This window comes from Enterobacter sp. Taxon_2 (assembly GCF_058355295.1).
Genome location: NZ_CM178024.1, coordinates 3,655,512 through 3,675,669 on the forward strand (window position 1 = coordinate 3,655,512; position 20,158 = coordinate 3,675,669).

20 protein-coding genes are annotated in these 20,158 nt (G+C 56.7%); 3 read left to right on the forward strand and 17 right to left on the reverse strand.

The annotated features are described in order from the left end of the window. Positions 1-336: 336 nt before the first annotated feature. Positions 337-4,224 carry a phosphoribosylformylglycinamidine synthase gene (gene purL, locus AC4IC4_RS17280; RefSeq protein ID WP_491471585.1) on the reverse strand — a complete coding sequence of 1,296 codons (3,888 nt, stop codon included), beginning with the start codon at positions 4,222-4,224 and terminating at the stop codon, positions 337-339. Positions 4,225-4,491: 267 nt separating this feature from the next. Between purL and mltF the strand changes: the two genes are divergently transcribed. Then, positions 4,492-6,042, forward strand: coding sequence for a membrane-bound lytic murein transglycosylase MltF (gene mltF / locus AC4IC4_RS17285; RefSeq protein ID WP_032648672.1), 1,551 nt, complete (start codon positions 4,492-4,494; stop codon positions 6,040-6,042). Here the strand turns inward: mltF and tadA are convergent. The 4 genes from tadA to murQ are packed head-to-tail and all read right to left on the reverse strand — an operon-like array spanning position 5,930 to position 9,399. Next, positions 5,930-6,469: a tRNA adenosine(34) deaminase TadA gene (gene tadA, locus AC4IC4_RS17290; protein ID WP_032645359.1), complete on the reverse strand. Its 540-nt coding sequence runs from the start codon at positions 6,467-6,469 to the stop codon at positions 5,930-5,932. The genes mltF and tadA overlap by 113 nt on opposite strands. A 24-nt stretch (positions 6,470-6,493) precedes the next feature. Beyond that, positions 6,494-7,129 carry a phosphatidylglycerophosphatase C gene (yfhb, locus tag AC4IC4_RS17295; RefSeq protein WP_024908626.1) on the reverse strand — a complete coding sequence of 212 codons (636 nt, stop codon included), beginning with the start codon at positions 7,127-7,129 and terminating at the stop codon, positions 6,494-6,496. 3 nt (positions 7,130-7,132) lie between these two features. Then, a complete protein-coding gene (locus AC4IC4_RS17300) occupies positions 7,133-8,494 on the reverse strand; it encodes a PTS transporter subunit EIIC (protein ID WP_491471586.1) in 1,362 nt (453 codons plus the stop codon). Between the two features lie 11 nt (positions 8,495-8,505). Then, the gene (gene murQ, locus AC4IC4_RS17305) at positions 8,506-9,399 is read right to left on the reverse strand and encodes an N-acetylmuramic acid 6-phosphate etherase (RefSeq protein WP_267217594.1); all 894 of its coding nucleotides are present in this window, start codon (positions 9,397-9,399) and stop codon (positions 8,506-8,508) included. 117 nt (positions 9,400-9,516) lie between these two features. Here murQ and AC4IC4_RS17310 point away from each other — a divergent pair, with 117 nt between their 5' ends. Next, positions 9,517-10,365 (forward strand): MurR/RpiR family transcriptional regulator, encoded by an 849-nt coding sequence (locus tag AC4IC4_RS17310; RefSeq protein WP_023333056.1) that lies wholly within the window; start codon positions 9,517-9,519, stop codon positions 10,363-10,365. A 46-nt stretch (positions 10,366-10,411) separates the two neighbouring features. Beyond that, the gene (locus tag AC4IC4_RS17315; protein WP_008502177.1) at positions 10,412-10,672 is read left to right on the forward strand and encodes a YfhL family 4Fe-4S dicluster ferredoxin; all 261 of its coding nucleotides are present in this window, start codon (positions 10,412-10,414) and stop codon (positions 10,670-10,672) included. Here AC4IC4_RS17315 and acpS read toward each other — a convergent pair. From acpS to rseD, 12 genes are all read right to left on the reverse strand, one after another. After that, complete coding sequence (gene acpS / locus AC4IC4_RS17320; RefSeq protein ID WP_008502178.1) at positions 10,669-11,049, reverse strand: holo-ACP synthase; 381 nt, start codon at positions 11,047-11,049, stop codon at positions 10,669-10,671. The genes AC4IC4_RS17315 and acpS overlap by 4 nt on opposite strands. Next, positions 11,049-11,780, reverse strand: a complete 732-nt coding sequence (gene pdxJ / locus AC4IC4_RS17325) for a pyridoxine 5'-phosphate synthase (RefSeq protein WP_420278592.1) — start codon at positions 11,778-11,780, stop codon at positions 11,049-11,051. Before pdxJ ends, acpS begins: the two co-directional genes overlap by 1 nt. Before the next feature lie 33 nt (positions 11,781-11,813). Beyond that, a complete protein-coding gene (gene recO / locus AC4IC4_RS17330) occupies positions 11,814-12,521 on the reverse strand; it encodes a DNA repair protein RecO (protein ID WP_024908622.1) in 708 nt (235 codons plus the stop codon). A 17-nt stretch (positions 12,522-12,538) separates the two neighbouring features. Further along, positions 12,539-13,444 (reverse strand): GTPase Era, encoded by a 906-nt coding sequence (gene era / locus AC4IC4_RS17335; protein ID WP_006176722.1) that lies wholly within the window; start codon positions 13,442-13,444, stop codon positions 12,539-12,541. Further along, positions 13,441-14,121 (reverse strand): ribonuclease III, encoded by a 681-nt coding sequence (rnc, locus tag AC4IC4_RS17340; RefSeq protein WP_003860711.1) that lies wholly within the window; start codon positions 14,119-14,121, stop codon positions 13,441-13,443. The genes era and rnc overlap by 4 nt, the downstream gene beginning before the upstream one ends. 222 nt (positions 14,122-14,343) lie before the next feature. Next, positions 14,344-15,318 (reverse strand): signal peptidase I, encoded by a 975-nt coding sequence (lepB, locus tag AC4IC4_RS17345; protein WP_023308848.1) that lies wholly within the window; start codon positions 15,316-15,318, stop codon positions 14,344-14,346. Between the two features lie 15 nt (positions 15,319-15,333). Continuing rightward, entirely contained in the window at positions 15,334-17,133 is a 1,800-nt protein-coding gene (gene lepA / locus AC4IC4_RS17350; protein ID WP_024908619.1) for a translation elongation factor 4, read from the reverse strand. A gap of 185 nt (positions 17,134-17,318) precedes the next feature. Beyond that, positions 17,319-17,795 (reverse strand): SoxR-reducing system protein RseC, encoded by a 477-nt coding sequence (gene rseC / locus AC4IC4_RS17355; protein ID WP_032653064.1) that lies wholly within the window; start codon positions 17,793-17,795, stop codon positions 17,319-17,321. Next, positions 17,792-18,745 carry a sigma-E factor regulatory protein RseB gene (gene rseB / locus AC4IC4_RS17360; RefSeq protein WP_023308851.1) on the reverse strand — a complete coding sequence of 318 codons (954 nt, stop codon included), beginning with the start codon at positions 18,743-18,745 and terminating at the stop codon, positions 17,792-17,794. The genes rseC and rseB overlap by 4 nt, the downstream gene beginning before the upstream one ends. Then, positions 18,745-19,395: an anti-sigma-E factor RseA gene (gene rseA / locus AC4IC4_RS17365; RefSeq protein ID WP_008502186.1), complete on the reverse strand. Its 651-nt coding sequence runs from the start codon at positions 19,393-19,395 to the stop codon at positions 18,745-18,747. Before rseA ends, rseB begins: the two co-directional genes overlap by 1 nt. A gap of 31 nt (positions 19,396-19,426) precedes the next feature. After that, positions 19,427-20,002, reverse strand: a complete 576-nt coding sequence (gene rpoE, locus AC4IC4_RS17370; protein WP_006176728.1) for an RNA polymerase sigma factor RpoE — start codon at positions 20,000-20,002, stop codon at positions 19,427-19,429. Beyond that, a complete protein-coding gene (gene rseD, locus AC4IC4_RS17375; protein WP_223605340.1) occupies positions 19,999-20,082 on the reverse strand; it encodes a rpoE leader peptide RseD in 84 nt (27 codons plus the stop codon). The genes rpoE and rseD overlap by 4 nt, the downstream gene beginning before the upstream one ends. Positions 20,083-20,158: the final 76 nt, after the last annotated feature.

Below are 20,158 nucleotides of genomic sequence, written 5' to 3' on the forward strand. Positions count from 1 at the left end.
ATGTAGCGCGTCCCGAAGGGGCTGACATAAGAAGGTGAATGAGCCACTGGTTAATATTATGCAACACCCGTGCCAGAACGCAAAACAAAATATTAACACATTGAAATATATAATTTTTACTCGTTTAACCGGTTAATTATCGGTTGAATGATTTCCAGGCTAAGTGTCGCTATTAAGCAACACCTTAACGGGAACCTTTACTGCCATATATAAATCAATAAGTTAAATGTCTCCTTTTGGAGACACTCAAACCAGAGGGTTGTCGCGATTTTGCGACAGAGACAAAAAAGCCCGGTAGCGCTCACGCTTACCGGGCCTGCAGGTGTTGCCTAAAACTTAACCCAGCTGTTTACGCGCGTTGCGGAAGATACGCATCCACGGGCTGTCCTCGCCCCAGTTTTCAGGGTGCCAGGAGTTGCTCACGGTGCGGAACACGCGTTCCGGGTGCGGCATCATGATGGTCGCACGACCGCTTTCGCTGGTCACCGCGGTAATACCGTTGGCGGAGCCGTTCGGGTTGGCCGGGTAGGTTTCCGTGACCTTGCCGAAGTTATCGACAAAGCGCAGCGCCACCAGACCTTTGCTCTCCAGCTGAGCCAGATGCGCGGCATCACGCACTTCTACCTGACCTTCGCCGTGGGAGACCGCGATTGGCATCTGTGAACCGACCATTCCCTGCAGCAGCAGAGACGGGCTTTGGGTCACTTCCACCAGGCTGAAGCGCGCTTCGAAGCGGTCAGACTGGTTACGCACAAAGCGCGGCCAGGCTTCGCTCCCCGGGATCAGTTCACGCAGGTTAGACATCATCTGACAACCGTTACACACGCCCAGCGCCAGCGTTTGCGGACGGTGGAAGAAGGTTTCGAACTCGTCGCGCACGCGGCTGTTGAACAGGATGGACTTCGCCCAGCCCTCGCCCGCGCCCAGCACGTCGCCGTAAGAGAAGCCGCCGCACGCCACCAGCGCCTGGAAATCTTCCAGACCGGTACGTCCGGCCAGCAGGTCGCTCATGTGGACATCGATAGCGTCAAAGCCCGCGCGGTGGAAGGCAGCCGCCATCTCAACGTGGGAGTTAACGCCCTGCTCGCGCAGCACGGCCACTTTCGGACGCGCGCCGGTCGCAATGTACGGCGCGGCGATGTCTTCGTTGATGTCGAAGGAGAGCTTCACGTTCAGGCCTGGATCCTGGTCATTGGCCTTCGCGTTGTGCTCCTGATCGGCACATTCCGGGTTATCACGCAGGCGCTGCATCTGCCAGGTGGTTTCCGCCCACCACATACGCAACGTGGTGCGGCTTTCGCTGAACACGGCGTGACCGTCAGCTTCAATGACGAAGCGGTCACCCTGAACGGCTTTACCCAGATAGTGCACGCAGTCTGCCAGACCGTGCTTCGCCAGAATCGCTTCAACCGCGTCGCGATCTGCCGCGCGCACCTGAATCACGGCGCCCAGCTCTTCGTTAAACAGCGCCGCCAGACGGTCTTCGCCCAGCGTTGCAATGTTGGCTTCAACCCCACAGTGGCCGGTGAAGGCCATCTCTGCCAGCGTCACCAGCAGGCCGCCGTCGGAACGGTCATGGTAGGCCAGCAGCTTACGCTGCGCTACCAGCGCCTGGATGGCGTCGTAGAAGCCTTTCAGCTGCGCCACATCGCGCACGTCGGCTGGCTTGTCGCCGAGCTGACGGTAAACCTGCGCCAGTGCGGTGGCACCCAGCGCGTTGTTGCCTTTACCCAGGTCAATCAGCAGCAGGGCGTTGTCTTCGGTGGAAAGCTGCGGCGTAACGGTATGACGCACGTCTTCCACGCGGGCAAACGCGGTAATCACCAGCGACAGCGGAGAGGTCATCTCGCGCTGCTCGTTACCTTCCTGCCAGCGGGTTTTCATCGACATGGAGTCTTTACCCACCGGAATGGTCAGGCCGAGAGCAGGACACAGCTCCTCGCCCACCGCCTTCACGGCTTCATACAGGCCTGCGTCTTCGCCAGGGTGACCGGCAGCGGCCATCCAGTTTGCGGAAAGCTTGATACGTTTGATGTCGCCAATCTGCGTCGCGGCGATGTTGGTCAGCGCTTCACCGACCGCCAGACGGGCAGAGGCCGCGAAGTCCAGCAGCGCCACCGGGGTACGTTCGCCCAGCGCCATCGCTTCGCCGTAGTAGCTGTCGAGGCTCGCGGTGGTCACGGCGCAGTTCGCCACCGGGATCTGCCACGGGCCAACCATCTGATCGCGCGATACCATACCGGTCACGGTGCGGTCGCCGATGGTCACCAGGAAGGTTTTCTCAGCGACTGCCGGCAGGTGCAGCACGCGATTAACGGCTTCAGCTACGGTAATGCCCTGGCGATCCAGCGCTTTGCCCGCCGCTTTACGGGTTGTTACGTCGCGGGTCATCTTCGGCGTTTTACCGAGCAGAACGTCGAGCGGCAGATCGATAGGCTGGTTGTCGAAATGGGTGTCGCTCAGAGTCAGGTGCTGCTCTTCGGTCGCTTCACCGATGACGGCATACGGCGCGCGCTCGCGGCGGCACAGCTCGTCAAACAGCGGAAGCTGGTCCGCGGCAACCGCCAGCACGTAGCGCTCCTGGGATTCGTTACACCAGATTTCCAGCGGGCTCATGCCCGGCTCATCGCTCAGGATATCGCGCAGGTTGAAACGACCACCGCGGCCGCCGTCGCTCACCAGCTCCGGCATGGCGTTAGACAGACCGCCCGCGCCCACGTCGTGGATGAAGAGGATCGGGTTAGCGTCGCCCAACTGCCAGCAGCGGTCGATCACTTCCTGGCAGCGACGCTCCATCTCAGGGTTGTCACGCTGCACGGAGGCGAAATCGAGATCCGCGTCAGACTGGCCGGAGGCCATAGAAGAGGCCGCTCCGCCGCCCAGACCGATATTCATCGCCGGGCCGCCGAGCACGATCAGCTTCGCGCCGACGACGATCTCGCCTTTCTGCACGTGATCGGCACGGATGTTGCCGATCCCGCCCGCCAGCATGATCGGTTTGTGGTAGCCGCGCAGCTCTTCGCCGTTGTGGCTGTCCACTTTCTCTTCATAGGTACGGAAGTAACCGTTCAGCGCCGGACGACCAAATTCGTTGTTAAACGCCGCGCCGCCCAGCGGGCCTTCGGTCATGATATCCAGCGCGGTCACAATGCGCTCTGGCTTGCCGAAATCTTCTTCCCACGGCTGTTCAAAGCCCGGGATACGCAGGTTGGAGACGGAGAAACCGACCAGACCCGCTTTTGGTTTTGCACCACGACCGGTCGCCCCTTCGTCGCGGATTTCACCGCCGGAGCCGGTCGCCGCACCCGGCCACGGGGAGATCGCGGTCGGGTGGTTGTGGGTTTCAACCTTCATCAGGATATGCGCGGGCTCCTGATGGAAGTCATAGCGCCCTGCTTCGCGATCGGCGAAGAAGCGGCCCACCTCGGAACCTTCCATCACCGCGGCGTTGTCTTTATAGGCAGACAGCACGTGGTCAGGGGTTTGCTCCATGGTGTTTTTGATCATTTTGAACAGCGACTTTGGCTGCTGTTCGCCGTCAATAATCCAGTCGGCGTTGAAAATCTTGTGGCGGCAGTGCTCAGAGTTTGCCTGCGCGAACATATAGAGTTCGATGTCGTTCGGGTTACGGTTGAGCTTAACAAACGCATCCTGCAGGTAGTCGATTTCGTCTTCTGCCAGCGCCAGGCCGAGACGCAGGTTGGCGTCAATCAGCGCCTGACGGCCCTGCCCCAGCAGGTCTACGCTCTGTACCGGCGCAGGCTGATGGTGAGAGAAAAGCTTCTGCGCGTCATCGAGAGAGGCAAATACGCTCTCCATCATGCGATCGTGCAGTTCAGCCGCAACCGCCTGCCACTGTGCTTCGCTAAGGGTAGAGGCTTCCACGTAGTACGCCACGCCGCGTTCCAGACGGTTAATCTGGCTCAGGCCACAGTTGTGGGCGATGTCGGTGGCTTTGGAAGACCAGGGGGAGATGGTGCCCGGACGAGGCGTCGCAAGGATCAGTTTGCCGGTTGGCGTATGGCTGCTCAGGCTTGGGCCATACTTGAGCAGGCGTTCCAGCTGTACGCGCTCCTCTGCATTCAGGGGGGCATTCAGGTCAGCAAAATGGACATACTCAGCGTAAATATTGCTTACCGGAAGGTCGGCCGCCTGAAAACGTGCCAGCAGTTTAGTGATACGGAAGGCAGACAGTGCAGGCGAACCACGCAGAATTTCCATCATAAGTCTCTCGTCTTCGAAGCGCCGGGGCGCTTACAGTGTGCGCAAGGGGGGAAAACGGGCGTCATTATAGAGAATCCTGAGCGCCGACGAAACCGTTTGCGTCGAAATAAAATTTGCACAGAGATTTAACAATAGATGTGACCAGTCTCTCTAATTGGTTGCCAAGTGGCGCAAGTTTACGCAAAATGCCGCTCATTCAATGGCAAACCTTATGATTAACATGGCTACAGCAGACTGAGGCAACCGGCGTCGCAGAGAATTAACTAATTGAAAAAATTAAAGATTAATTATCTGCTCATCGGCATTGTAACGTTGCTGCTGGCAGTGGCCCTCTGGCCTTCCATCCCCTGGTTCGGCAAAGCCGAAAACCGTATCGCCGCCATTCAGGAGCGGGGGGAATTGCGCGTCAGTACCCTCAACTCTCCGCTGATTTACAGCGACATCAACGGTAAAATCATTGGTCTGGATTACGAGCTGGCACAACAGTTCGCCGATTATCTTGGCGTGAAGCTTAAAATCACCGTCCGCCAGAATATCAACCAGCTGTTTGACGACCTCGATAACGACGATGCCGATATGCTTGCCGCCGGGCTGGTGTATAACAGCGAGCGCAGCAAAAACTACCAGCCAGGCCCGACCTACTACTCCGTTTCGCAGCAGCTGGTTTACCGCGTCGGGGGCCTGCGCCCGCGTTCGCTGGCCTCGATTGACGATCGGCAACTGACGATTGCGCCTGGCCACGTGGTGATTGACGATCTGCGTGAGCTCAAGGAGAAGAAATATCCCGACCTGAGCTGGACTGTGGATCCGAAACTCGGCACGACGGAGCTGCTGGAGCAGGTAAAAGACCAGAAAGTGCCCTACACCATCGCCGATTCGGTCGCGATCAGCCTGTTCCAGCGGGTGCATCCTGAAATCGCCGTGGCGCTGGACGTCACCGACGAGCAGCCTGTGACCTGGTTTAGCCAGCTTGATGACGATCAGACCTTCTCTGCCGCGATGCTTGATTTCTTCAACACCATCAATGAAGACGGTACCCTGGCGCGCCTGGAGGAGAAGTACCTCGGTCACGGTGACGACTTTGACTACGTTGACACCCGCAGCTTCCTGCGCGCGGTAGACAGCGTCCTGCCAGATCTGCAGCCGCTGTTCGAAAAATACGCCCAGGAGATTGACTGGAAACTGCTGGCGGCTATTTCGTATCAGGAATCCCACTGGGATACCCAGGCCACGTCTCCGACTGGCGTACGTGGTTTGATGATGTTAACCAAAAATACCGCGCTGAGCCTGGGCGTCAATGACCGTACCGATGCGGAACAGAGCATCAGCGGCGGCGCGCGCTACCTGCAGGATATGATGGCCAAAGTCCCGGAAACGGTGCCGGAAGAGGAGCGGATCTGGTTCGCGCTGGCGGCCTACAATATGGGCTACGCACATATGCTGGATGCGCGGGCGTTGACGGCCAAAACGAAAGGTAACCCGGACAGCTGGTCAGACGTTAAGCAGCGCCTGCCGCTGCTGAGCCAGAAGCCATGGTATAACAAGCTGACTTACGGCTACGCGCGCGGGCATGAAGCCTACGCCTACGTGGAAAATATCCGTAAATATCAAATTAGCCTGGTCGGGTATCTGCTGGAGAAAGAGAAAGAGGCAACGGAGGCCAAACAGCTGGCTCAAAGTTACCCGGTCGTGGCGCCGGACGAGCTTAATCGTCCGACAGCTTCAATTCTGCCTTTTGCTGCTTTTTCTGCTGACGGCGCATTCGAAAGAAATCGCTTAATAGCCCCGAACACTCTGGTGCAAGCACCCCGCCGATAGTCTTCACCTGGTGGTTCATCCCCGGGTGACCCAGCACGTCCATCAGCGAACCGGCCGCACCGGTTTTTTCATCCCGCGCACCGAAGACCAGAGTCCCGATCCGGCTGTGCACCATCGCGCCGGAGCACATCACGCACGGCTCCAGCGTCACATACAACGTAGTATCAAGCAGGCGATAGTTTTGCAGCACCAGACCGCCCTGGCGAAGCGCCATGATTTCGGCATGTGCAGTAGGATCGTGGCGGCCAATCGGACGGTTCCATCCTTCACCAATCACCTGGTTATTGTGGACCAGCACGGCGCCTACGGGCACTTCGCCCTCGTCCCAGGCACGCTGAGCCAGCGTCAGCGCATGGCGCATCCAGTATTCATGGTCGAGTTCAGGGTTGGACAACGGTTGATACTCCAGTCGAAAAGCGGGCGGCATTATACACGCCCATTATGGATAAGACTATTCGAGTTGCTGGAGTTCACCTGATGGCGTGACGCGCCAGCGATGCTGGCAAAAATAGAGCAGCGGGTTGTCCTGTTTACTGTCGCTGTAGCCGCTGTACAGGCGCAGCGGCGTACCGATGCGTTTCTCCAGCTGGACCACTTTTTCATGCCCCAGGCAGCGCAGGGTCAGCACCCAACCGCCGTAACCGCGGGCAACTTGCGTGGCAATAAGATTCACGCGCGGAAGCCAGGGGGTATCAAAATAGACCTGCTCCACCAGCGTCTGCGGGGAGCCGGTAATCAGCCAGATGTCGGCATCGTTCGCGTCGAGGTAGCCGGTCAGGCGCGCCTGCACCACCGGAAAGGCGGCGACGTGGCCACGGAACCAGTGCGCAAAATCCTTTTCGAGCTGTTTGAGGCGCGCTTCGCTGTGCCCAAAGGTACATCCCCACAGCAGCAGACTCATCGGCCATCGCGCCGCCCGGCCTTTCACCAGCAGCGCGATACCGATAACCGGTAAGAGCGGTAGCACGAGCAACGCATTCAGGGGCTGACGCCGCAGCAGGTAACGCATAAACGTACCAAACATATCCTGCTGATGCAGCGTTCCATCCAGGTCGAAAAAGACAACGCGACGCGCGTGATTTGCCAAACCTTACTCCTCTGGATCGTTGAAACCTAACAGCCAGGTAAACAGGAACCCGGCTATCACCGCTACTAAATAGCCTAACAGATAGAGCATCACTTTTCCGGTCACGATGGTTAATGCCAGCGGTAAACCGGAAAGCCCAAAGGTGATCACGGTGGCGACCTTCCAGTAGCTAATGAGCGCCCCGCCTACCGCGCCGCCCAGACAGGCGGCGAGGAACGGTTTACCCAGCGGCAGGGTAACGCCGAAAATCAGCGGCTCGCCAATACCGAGCAGGCCGACCGGGAGTGCGCCTTTAATCACTTTCTTCAATCGCGCGTTGCGGGTTTTCATCAGTACGGCAATCGCCGCGCCGACCTGCCCCACGCCCGCCATCGACAGGATAGGCAGCAGCGCGTTATAGCCGTGCGACTGCACCAGCTCGACGTGGATCGGCACCAGCCCCTGGTGCAGGCCGGTCAGCACCAGCGGCAGGAAGGTACCTGACAGCACCGCGCCCACTAACAGGCCGCCGCGATCAATCGCCAGCGACGCGCCGTGGGCGATGGCTTCAGAGATCCAACCGCCTAACGGCTGGAGGGCCACAATCGCTACGCTACCGGTAATCAGCGTGGTCAGCAGCGGGTTGAGGATAAGCTCAATCGAGCCGGGCAGAACCGCGCGCAGCCTTTTCTCGATCCAGCACATCAGGATGACCACCAGCAGCACGGCGATCACCCCACCGCGGCCCGGCTGGAGCGCCTCACCAAACAGCGTGATCTGCGCCAGCTGCGGGCTGGACAAGATGCCCGCCATCACGCCGCCCATGGCCAGCGATCCGCCAAACACCTTCGCGGTATTGACCCCGACGAGAATGTTCATGATGGCGAAAACAGCGCTACCGAAGATCCCGAGAATCCCCAGCAGGTTCGGATACTGCGTGGCGAAATCCCCCACAATATCCGGCCGCTTGAGAATATTGATGATCCCGGTGATCAGGCCTGAGGCAATAAACGCCGGGATCAGCGGAATGAAGACGTTTGCCAGCTGACGCAGCGCATCGCTCATCGGGGCTTTGTATTTGGCATTTGCCTGCGCTTTGGTGCGCTCCGCATCGTCAATCGACACGCTCGCGCTAACGCCCATCAGCGCCCGCATGGCATCGACAACCTGCGCCGCTTTCCCCGGCCCGACGATCAGCTGATGCTGCTGGCCCTGTTTCACGTAGCCGCTAACGCCGGACAGTTGCTTCAGGCGCGGCACGTCAAGCTGGTCGTCGTTATGCACCTCGACGCGCACGCGCGTCATGCAGTTTTCGAGACGCTGAATATTTTGTTCCCCACCGATCCCCTGCAGGATATCGCTGGCGAGCGCTGCTGTTTTGTCCATACAAGCCTCTGTTAGTTTTCTAATGCCGCCCGTAAGAAGCCGTTATGCGCATCGAGTTTGGCTCTGGCGCTTGCCGCATCCAGCCCGCTCAAGATCATCAGAATGGCCGGCTTAACATCGTGATCGGTTTGTTTGAGTACTGCTTCTGCCTCTTCACGGCCTGCGCCCGTCGCCTCCATCACCATGCGGCAGGCTCTGTCCACCAGCTTGACGTTGGTGGCCTGCATATCCACCATCAGGTTCTGATACACCTTCCCAAACTTCACCATCGCGCCGGTGGAGATCATATTGAGCACCAGCTTTTGCGCGGTCCCGGATTTCAGGCGCGTGGAGCCGGTGAGCGCTTCCGGCCCAACCACCGGAGAGATAGCGATAGCGGCCACCTGTGCAATCGGGGAGCCCGGATTACAGGAGATGGCGACCGTCGTGCAACCGGTCTGGTTAGCGTATTCCAGCCCGCCAATCACGTACGGCGTGCGCCCGGATGCCGCCAGCCCGACCACCAGATCCTTTGCCGTCAGATTCAGCGCCTTCAGGTCATCCTCGCCCAGCTGTTTGTTATCTTCCGCCCCTTCAACGGCTTTCAGCAGCGCACCGGGTCCACCGGCAATCAGCCCAACCACCAGACCATGCGGCACCCCAAAGGTTGGCGGGCATTCTGACGCGTCCAGGACCCCAAGACGCCCGCTGGTGCCCGCGCCCATGTAAATAATGCGTCCACCGGCCTTGAGGGATTCCGCCGCCGCATCGACCGCTTTCGCCACCTCGGGTAATGTCTCTTTCACAGCCTGCGCGACCAGCGTATCCTGTTGATTAAAGCGGTTAACCAGCTCCAGGGTGGAGAGCGCATCCAGATCCATGGTTTGCGGGTTACGCGTTTCAGAAACAAGTGAGCCAAGATTCATTTTTGTACCTCAAGAATTTTTAATTCATAATAATCACACTATAATGGAATATAAAATTCATTCAGGCGAGCAAAATCCGTATTTGCGCAGATAATCACATTTTCGCCAGGAGACCGTATGAACTGTTTAATTCGCATTCGCCAGCGCTACGCAGGCTTTGCCCAAAGCGACAAGAAGCTGGCGGATTTTCTGCTTTCTCAACCCGATCGCGCGCGCCATCTCAGCTCGCAGCAGCTGGCGAGTGAGGCCGGCGTGAGCCAGTCCAGCGTAGTGAAATTTGCGCAGAAGATTGGCTTTAAGGGGTTCCCCGCCCTCAAGCTGGCGATCAGTGAAGCGCTGGTCAGTAACCCCAACCCGCAGTCCATGCCGGTGCATAATCAGATCCGCGGAGACGATCCGATGCGGCTGGTCGGCGAAAAGCTGATCAAAGAGAACGTAGCGGCCATGCATGCGACGCTCGATGTGAATACGGAAGAGAAGCTGCTGGAGAGCGTGGCGATGCTGCGCGGCGCGCGGCGGATCATTCTGACCGGCATCGGCGCGTCCGGGCTTGTGGCGCGTAACTTTGGCTGGAAGCTGACAAAAATTGGGCTTAACGCCATCGTCGAGCAGGATATGCACGCCCTGTTGGCGACCGTACAGGCGATGGATCCTGACGATCTGCTGCTGGCGATCTCCTATTCCGGCGAGCGCCGCGAGATCAACATGGCCACCGATGAAGCGCTGCGCGTCGGCGGTAAAATTCTGGCGATCACCGGTTTTACGCCGAATGCCCTGCAGCAGCGGGCCACGCGCTGTTTATATACCATTGCCGAGGAGCAGGCCACGCGCAGCGCGGCTATCTCGTCCACCAGCGCACAGATGATGCTGACGGACCTGCTGTTTATGGCGCTGGTGCAGCAGGATCTGGAGCGTGCGCCCGAACGCATTCGTCACAGCGAAGAACTGGTAAAGAAACTGGTTTGACGCGTATAATGCCCGCCCAGTTTGTGTTGTTTCTGAGAATTTCCTGATGGCGCTGTTAATTACCAAAAAATGCATTAATTGCGATATGTGCGAGCCCGAATGCCCGAACCAGGCGATTTCGATGGGCGACAGCATTTATGAGATTAACAGCGACCGCTGCACGGAATGCATCGGCCACTATGAAACGCCGACCTGTCAAAAAGTGTGCCCGATCCCGAATACCATCCTGAAGGATCCGGCACACGTCGAGAGCGAAGAGCAGCTGTGGGATAAGTTTGTCCTGATGCACCACGCGGACAAGCTTTAACTTTCGATGATCACCGTCGCGCTGGCATAGTGGCGCTCATCGGCGATCGTCACGTGCACGTGATTCACCCCCAGCTTTTCTGCCAGCTTTTGCGCCTCACCCCATAAGCGCAGGCTTGGCTTACCCAGCTCATCGTTAAACACTTCAAACTGGTTGAACGCCAGACCGTTACGAATTCCGGTCCCGAAGGCTTTGGCGGCCGCCTCTTTTACCGCAAAGCGCTTTGCCAGAAAGCGCACCGGCTGCTGATGCGCTTCCCAGATGGCCCATTCGTTATCGCTCAGCACGCGTCTCGCCAGGCGATCGCCGCTACGGGCGATCACCGCTTCTATGCGGGCTATTTCAACGATATCGGTGCCTAAGCCCAGAATGGCCATTACTGACGCGCTTCCTGCATCAGGCGTTTCATTTCTGAAACCGCCTCTTTCAGGCCGCTCATCACCGCGCGGCCAATGATGGCGTGGCCGATGTTCAGCTCGTGCATTTCAGGCAGGGCGGCAATGGCTTTCACGTTGTGGTAGGTCAGGCCGTGACCGGCGTTAACCTTCAGCCCCAGGCTCGCCGCGTAGGTGGCCGCTTTAGCAATACGCTCCAGCTCTTTGGTCTGCTCGGCATCATTTTTGGCATCGGCATAGCAGCCGGTGTGGATTTCGATATACGGCGCGCCCACATCGGCTGCCGCTTTAATCTGGGTGAAATCGGCGTCAATAAACAGAGAAACCAGGATACCGGCATCCGCCAGACGTTTGCAGGCATCGCGCATTTTGTCGAGCTGACCGGCCACATCCAGCCCGCCTTCGGTGGTGACTTCCTGGCGTTTTTCCGGCACCAGGCAGCAGAAATGCGGTTGGGTCTCGCAGGCGATGGTCAGCATCTCTTCGGTGACCGCCATCTCCAGATTCATACGGGTGTCCAGCGTCTGACGCAGAATGCGCACGTCGCGGTCAGTAATGTGGCGACGGTCTTCACGCAGGTGAACGGTAATGCCGTCGGCGCCAGCCTGTTCAGCGATAAACGCCGCCTGAACCGGATCGGGATACGCCGTGCCGCGCGCATTACGCAGCGTGGCGATGTGATCGATATTGACGCCTAACAGTAATTCAGCCATGACAATCCTCGGTTTTCTTTTCGATTCTGTGGTCTAACGTTTCGGTACAAACTGCCTGAATAATTCGCGGCTCTTTAAGGGCTTGCCGCCAAGATACGGCTTGAGGGCAATCCGGGTAAAGCGTTTTGCTGCGCGCAGGGTATCCTGATCGGGAAACTCGCGCTCATACAGCGCCCGGAGCTGGCGCCCGGTAAAGGTGCTGTTGTCTATCACGATACTGGCAATGAAGCCCTTTTCTTCGCGGTAGCGGTAGGTCATGGTGTCTTCCACTTCGTCACCGCTGCCCGCACAGTGCAAAAAATCGACCCCGTACCCAAGATGGCCCAGTAGCGCCAGTTCAAAACGACGCAAGGCGGGTTCGGGCGTGCCGGTTGCGCCAGCCAGCGCCTGGATACAGTGCAGATAATCGAAGAAAAGTTCAGAGAAGCGAGTCTCATGCTCAAGAACCCGTGAGATGAGTTCGTTGATATACAGGCCGCTGTAGAGCGTGATACCAGAAAGAGGAAGCGCCAGGGAGACGGCTTCGGCACTGCGCAGGGTTTTGACTTCCCCTCGCCCGCCAAAGCGAACCAGCAGAGGCGTGAAAGGCTGTAGGGCACCTTTCAGATTAGAACGTTTGGAACGTGCGCCTTTCGCAACCAGGCGCACGCGACCCGACTCTTCCGTGAAGACGTCCAGCATCAGGCTGGTTTCGCTCCAGGGACGACTATGCAGGACAAAGGCGCGCTGCCATCCATCCATATGCTCGTCGTCTTAAGTTACTGGTCTTCGCCGTAACCGAGGCTGCGCAGAGCACGCTCATCATCGGCCCAGCCAGATTTCACTTTCACCCACAGTTCGAGGTGAACCGGCGCTTCGAACATCTCCATCATGTCCTTACGGGCTTCAATACCGATGGTTTTGATCTTGGCCCCTTTGTTGCCGATCACCATCTTCTTCTGCCCTTCGCGCTCAACGAGGATCAGGCCGTTGATGTCGTAGCCACCGCGCTCGTTGGTCTGGAAACGCTCGATCTCCACCGTCACAGAGTACGGCAGTTCAGCGCCCAGGAAACGCATCAGCTTTTCACGGATGATTTCAGACGCCATAAAGCGCTGAGAGCGATCGGTGATGTAGTCTTCCGGGAAGTGATGAATCGCTTCCGGCAGATGCTTACGCACGATGCCCGCGATGGTATCAACGTTCAGGCCGGTCTCAGCGGACAGCGGAACGATGTCGAGGAAGTTCATCTGGCTACCGAGCCACTGCAGATGCGGGAGCAGGTCGGCCTTTTCCTGCACGTTATCAACTTTGTTGACCGCGAGGATGACCGGCGTTTTGCCGTCACGCAGCTTGTTCAGCACCATCTCGTCGTCCGGCGTCCAGCGGGTGCCTTCCACAACGAAAATCACCAGCTCTACGTCGCCAATCGAGCTGCTCGCCGCCTTGTTCATCAGACGGTTGATGGCACGCTTCTCTTCCATGTGCAGGCCCGGGGTATCGACGTAGATCGCCTGATACGCGCCTTCAGTATGGATGCCGACGATGCGGTGACGCGTGGTCTGCGCCTTACGCGAGGTGATAGAAATCTTCTGCCCAAGCAGATTATTCAGCAGGGTGGATTTGCCAACGTTCGGACGTCCGACGATGGCAATAAATCCGCAATAGGTCTTTTCTTCGCTCATTCCAGCTCCAGCATTTTTAACGCCTGTTCGGCGGCAGCCTGTTCAGCCTTACGACGGCTTGAACCTGTGCCCACCACCGGTTCACTCAGGCCACTGACCTGGCAATGGATGGTAAATTCCTGATCGTGCGCTTCGCCACGAACCTGCACCACCAGATAAGATGGCAGCGGCAGATGACGACCCTGCAAATATTCCTGCAGACGCGTTTTCGGATCTTTTTGTTTATCGCCCGGGCTGATTTCGTCCAGACGGGTCTGATACCAGTTCAGGATCAGCTTTTCTACGGTCTGGATATCGCTGTCCAGGAACACACCACCAATTAATGCTTCGACCGTATCGGCAAGAATAGATTCACGACGGAAGCCGCCGCTTTTCAGTTCACCCGGTCCAAGACGCAGACATTCGCCCAGTTCAAATTCGCGCGCGATTTCCGCAAGGGTATTACCCCGAACCAGCGTGGCACGCATGCGGCTCATATCACCTTCATCCACACGCGGGAAACGATGATAAAGCGCATTCGCAATCACGAAACTTAAAATAGAGTCGCCTAAAAACTCGAGACGCTCATTATGTTTGCTGCTGGCACTGCGGTGGGTTAATGCCTGTTGCAACAACTCCTGATGATGAAAAGTGTAGCCCAGCTTCCGTTGAAGCCGATTAATTACGATGGGGTTCATGCGATACCAATAAATGAATGCGTCAAAAATGCAGCACACGAAACCGACCTGAGAAAACCAACGCGGTTTCGTGTGCCGTGGCACCCTTGCAGGGCCAACCTTAAACTTCGGGGGAATATTCTATACACAACGACAGGGGATGTCGTTAGTTCGAAGAGATTTATCGGTGAAATAATTCGTGTAGCCGCTTTAATTAGCGGCTACACGTTCATTTAGTGAGAATTAATGGATTCCGCCAATACGATTCAGGCGTACGCCGGTCGGCCATTCGCCTTCCTGCTTCTCAAAACTCATCCAGATCGCGGTCGCTTTACCCACCAGATTCGCTTCCGGCACAAAGCCCCAGTAACGGCTGTCCGCAGAATTATCGCGGTTGTCACCCATCATGAAGTAATGTCCTGGCGGTACAATCCAGCTCGCCAGCTGCTGGCCCGGCTGACGATAGTACATACCCAGCTGATCCTGCGCGATTGGCACGGTGAGGATACGGTGCGTCACATCGCCCAGCGTCTCTTTGCGCTCAACCAGACGGATGCCGTCCTCTTTGGTTTCACCTTTCGGTACCTGGAAGAATCCGCTGGTCGCTTCACCGCCGTTACGACGGGCGAAGGTCTGCACAAAATCACTTGGCTCAACGTTTGAGTAGGTGATTGGCAGCGCGTTTTCACATGCGGTACCGGAGCTGCAGCCCGGCTGAACGGTGACTTCTTTCGCAACCGGATCGTAAGTCACTTTATCACCCGGCAGACCTACTGCGCGCTTGATGTAGTCCAGGCGAGGATCTTCCGGATATTTGAACACCACGATGTCGCCACGTTTCGGATGACCGGTTTCGATCAGCGTTTTCTGGTAGATCGGGTCTTTAATGCCGTAGGCAAACTTCTCCACCAGAATAAAATCACCAATCAGCAGCGTTGGCATCATTGAACCTGATGGGATCTGGAACGGCTCGTAAATAAACGAACGTACCACCAGCACAATCGCCAGCACCGGAAATACCGAGGCACCCGTTTCCAGCCAGCCCGGTTTCGGGCCGACTTTCTTCAGGGTTTTCGCGTCAATCCCATCGCCAGTGGCTGCCTGTGCGGCAGCCTGACGTTCACGACGTTTTGGGGCGAAGATAAACTTATCCAGACACCACAGCAGACCTGTCACCAGGGTAGCAATGACCAGGATCAGGGCAAACATGTTCGCCATGCCAACTCCTTAGGGTTATTTGCCGTCTTTACCAACATGAAGGATGGCAAGGAATGCTTCCTGCGGCAGCTCGACGTTACCGACCTGCTTCATACGCTTCTTACCTTCTTTCTGCTTCTGCAGCAGCTTTTTCTTACGGCTGACGTCACCGCCATAGCACTTCGCCAGAACGTTTTTACGCAGCTGTTTCACGGTGGAACGCGCGATAATATGGTTGCCAATGGCCGCCTGAATCGCGATATCGAACTGCTGACGCGGGATCAGATCTTTCATCTTCTCAACCAGCTCGCGGCCACGGTACGGCGCATTGTCGTTGTGGGTGATCAGCGCCAGCGCATCCACACGCTCGCCGTTGATCAGCACGTCCACACGCACCATGTTGGAGGCCTGGAAGCGTTTGAAGTTGTAATCCAGCGACGCATAGCCACGGGAGGTGGACTTCAGACGATCGAAGAAGTCGAGTACCACTTCCGCCATCGGGATTTCATAGGTCAGCGCCACCTGGTTACCGTGGTAAACCATGTTGGTCTGCACGCCACGCTTCTCAATACACAGCGTAATAACGTTACCCAGGAATTCCTGCGGCAGCAGCATGTGACACTCTGCAATAGGCTCACGCAGTTCCTGAATGTTGTTCAGCGGCGGCAGCTTGGACGGGCTATCGACGTAGATCACTTCTTTCGAGGTGGTTTCAACTTCATAGACTACGGTCGGTGCCGTAGTGATCAGGTCCAGATCGTATTCACGCTCCAGACGCTCCTGAATGATCTCCATGTGCAGCAGACCGAGGAAGCCACAGCGGAAGCCGAAGCCCAGCGCCGTTGAGCTTTCTGGCTCGTAGAACAGGGACGCATCGTTCAGGCTCAGTTTACCGAGCGCATCACGGAAGTTTTCGTAGTCGTCAGAGCTAACCGGGAACAGACCCGCGTAAACCTGCGGTTTTACCTTTTTAAAGCCTGGCAGCGCTTTATCTGCCGGGTTACGCGCACCGGTCAGAGTATCGCCCACTGGCGCACCGAGGATGTCTTTGATGGCGCATACCAGCCAGCCTACCTCGCCGCATGTCAGCTCGGTACGGTCAACCTGTTTTGGCGTGAAGATGCCCAGACGGTCGGCGTTGTAGACCTGTCCGGTACTCATGACCTTGATTTTGTCGCCTTTGCGCATGGTGCCGTTTTTAATACGCACCAGGGAGACAACGCCCAGATAGTTATCGAACCAGGAGTCGATAATCAGCGCCTGCAGCGGCGCATCCGGATCGCCTTCCGGGGCCGGAATGTCACGCACCAGGCGTTCCAGCACGTCGGTCACGCCCACACCGGTTTTCGCGGAGCAGCGCACGGCATCGGTCGCGTCAATGCCGACAATATCTTCAATCTCTTCCGCAACGCGCTCAGGATCGGCGGCTGGCAGGTCGATCTTGTTCAGAACCGGCACAACTTCGAGATCCATTTCCATCGCGGTGTAGCAGTTTGCCAGGGTCTGGGCTTCTACGCCCTGCCCGGCATCCACCACCAGCAGCGCGCCTTCACAGGCCGCGAGCGAACGTGAAACCTCATAGGAGAAGTCAACGTGGCCTGGGGTGTCGATAAAGTTTAGTTGATAGGTTTCACCATCAGCCGCTTTATAATCAAGCGTAACGCTCTGCGCTTTGATGGTGATACCGCGTTCGCGTTCCAGGTCCATGGAGTCCAGAACCTGGGCTTCCATTTCACGATCAGACAGGCCACCGCAAATCTGGATAATACGGTCAGACAGCGTCGACTTACCGTGGTCAATGTGAGCAATGATCGAAAAGTTACGTATGTTCTTCATATAGTTAAATAATTATGCCTTACGAATTCCTGGAGGCCGCTGTTCTTAGCCTGACGTTTTTCAGTGCGAAAACGCAGCATTCTACACTACATCCACGCTACCTGGAAATGCACTTAGAGGCAGCTATAGCGTGAAGAAAGGACGTTTTCTGTTTTGGAACGTAAAAAATGATAAAGCCCGATGGATCACCGGGCCTCAGAAGAGAGTGTTTCAACACGAAGCTGGTCTGGCGCCAGCCCAACGCTGAGAATGACAGGCTGCCACTCCTCGCGTGCGGCGAGCGTCGGTGAGAGGCCTTTGGCGAGCCAGAATCCCCCCAGACCACCTAATGCGGCACCGCACATGGCGGCTCCGTCGGTGCCAAACAGCATCTGGAAAACGCCGCCCATAATAAACAGCCCGATCAGCGGAGAGAGATAGACCAGCATGGCGGAGCTGAGCAGACTGCCTTCCGCGATGCCCAGCTCTACCTTTTGCCCCGCCATCAGCGGCTGTTCACTTGGCACAGAAATCGTGTGCGATGTTTGCGGCCCGAGCTTATTCAGCACGCGGCTACCGCAGCCGGCGCGGGATGCACAGCTATTACATGAGGCTTTTACATCGCAGCTCACCAGCGCAATGCCGTTCTGCCACGAGACAACCGTCGCCCACTCTTTGATCATTGTGCGGCCCTGAATTTAATGCTGTCGGAAATGCGCTTCGCCGTTTGCGGAGGGAGTTCTCCCACAATGGTGATCTCTGCGTTATCGCGTACCGTTGTACTTACCGTACGACGACCGGTACGCAGCATTTGTTCGGCGCTGTTTGCCGTTGCGCGATTGATATTCACCGAGAAACTGAACAAACCATCGGAATAGAGGCGCGATTCCACCGGCGTTTCAATCGTTGGCAGCTGACGACGGCTGCTGGACACTTCGCTAAACCCTTGCGGGATCCAGGCAGGTACCCAGTTGAAATTAACGGAGTCTCCTGCCGGAACAGAAAGCAGCGGCGGCAGGCTGGCCTTAGCCAGGTTCTGCATGCTGTTACCAACCTGATTGTTCACGCTGAAGGAGATCACCCGGAACTGTTCCAGCGTTTCACCGTCACGGTCGAGGAGGTCAACACGCATGGGGAGTTTGGTTTCGGCATCAATCCAGACAATATAGCTGTAACGCGTTCCGTCCCGGGCAACAACCCGAATCACCTCGCACAGTCTGTCCGCGATACGGGTACGCCCTACCGAAATAAAATCGTAGTAAGGGGCAAGCCGTTTGAAATCGGTGTAAATGAGTGACGGCAGAGAATCAACGATATAATCGCCATTCAGCGTGAAAGGTTCCAGGCCTGGCTCGAAATAGCTGATTTCATTACCACGCTGGACAACTTCCCGACGCGGGCCATCCATCTGTAAAAGCTGGGCGAGCGGCTGGTTATCAAGACGGGCATGACGATAGCGTAACGACTCGACGCCCTGCTTATTGATGCTGATAAATGCCAACTCGTAATTGAGTGACTGGCTGGCCAGATTCATTTGCTGCAACAACGCCCCGGATGATACATCAGCCGAGGCGTTGGCAGAGAAGAACAGGCTACCCGCCATCAGAGACATGGCGAACCAAAGTTGCTTCATTACTGCGATTGCGTTCCTAAAGTTTGGTTTCCGGGCACCTGCACAGCAGCTTGCTGTGTCTGGGCCTGCTCAAACTGAAGCTGTTCAGAGTGCAGACGACGCTGCAACTCGTAATCCTGCAACATCGCATTAATGCGACGGCGCTGCTCCTGAACCTGCTGTTGCTGGCCGCCGCTGGCGGAAGCATCAGCCGGTACGCCCAGGCTTACCGGGCTGGCTTTGCCCATCATCGGCAGTGTGTTAAACACTGGCGCTTCTGGCTGCTGATTAGTTTCAGACTGAGTATTATAGTGCTGGACGCCAACGATAACTGCAAGCGATACGCATGCAGCCACACCCATTTGGGTAAGCTGGCTGGCCCACGGACGCACCTTTTGCCAGAACGGCATTTTCTGCCACTGGTGAGGTGCAGGTTGAGCTTCAGGAATCAGCGGAGTGGTCTGATGAACAGGCTCATTCTCAATCGCCGCCATGACGCGGGCTGAGATATCGAAATGGAGAACCTCGCCGGTGTCACCGCGAAGGGTGTCACGGATGAGATGGTAACTCTCCCAGGTCTCTTGCATTTCGGGAGAATGAGACAGCTCGTTGAGCAGCTCACTATCAACCGTTTCACCATCCATTAAAGCGGAAAGTTTTTCTTTCTGCATGCCTAATACCTTTTCCAGTATCCCGCTATCGTCAACGCCTGATAAGCGGTTGAACTTTATTATCAATAGCTTCTCGCGCACGGAAAATTCGTGAACGTACCGTGCCGACCGGACAATCCATGATAGCGGCTATCTCTTCATAGCTCAGACCATCAAGCTCCCGTAACGTAATTGCCATGCGTAAATCTTCCGGGAGCGACTCGATCGTGCGAAAAACGATTTGTCTCAGTTCTTCTGACAACATTAAGTTCTCAGGGTTCGAAATTTCTTTCAATGCGCCGCCACTTTCGAAGTTTTCGGCGTCGATTGCGTCCACATCACTTGAAGGCGGACGACGGCCCTGAGCGACCAGATAATTCTTTGCCGTATTGACCGCAATACGGTACAGCCAGGTATAAAAAGCACTATCTCCCCGGAAAGAATCCAGCGCGCGATAGGCCTTAATAAAAGACTCTTGCACCACATCAGGCACATCGCCTGACGGTACATAGCGGGAAACCAGGCTCGCCACCTTATGCTGGTAGCGCACCACCAGTAAGTTAAAGGCTTTCTGATCTCCCTTCTGGACCCGTTCAACCAGGACCTGGTCCGTTAACTGCTCGCTCATCCGAGGTAATGTCTCCCCAAACCTAAATTCCACGCGTTATCGAAACGCCACTCTAAAAATACCGCACTTTGAGCAAGCACCGAATTAGAGTGTCTGATCTTCAATAAGTTCCGTAACGCCTTTGTTTTTGTTCATCGCGCCGCAGACTGTTCATTT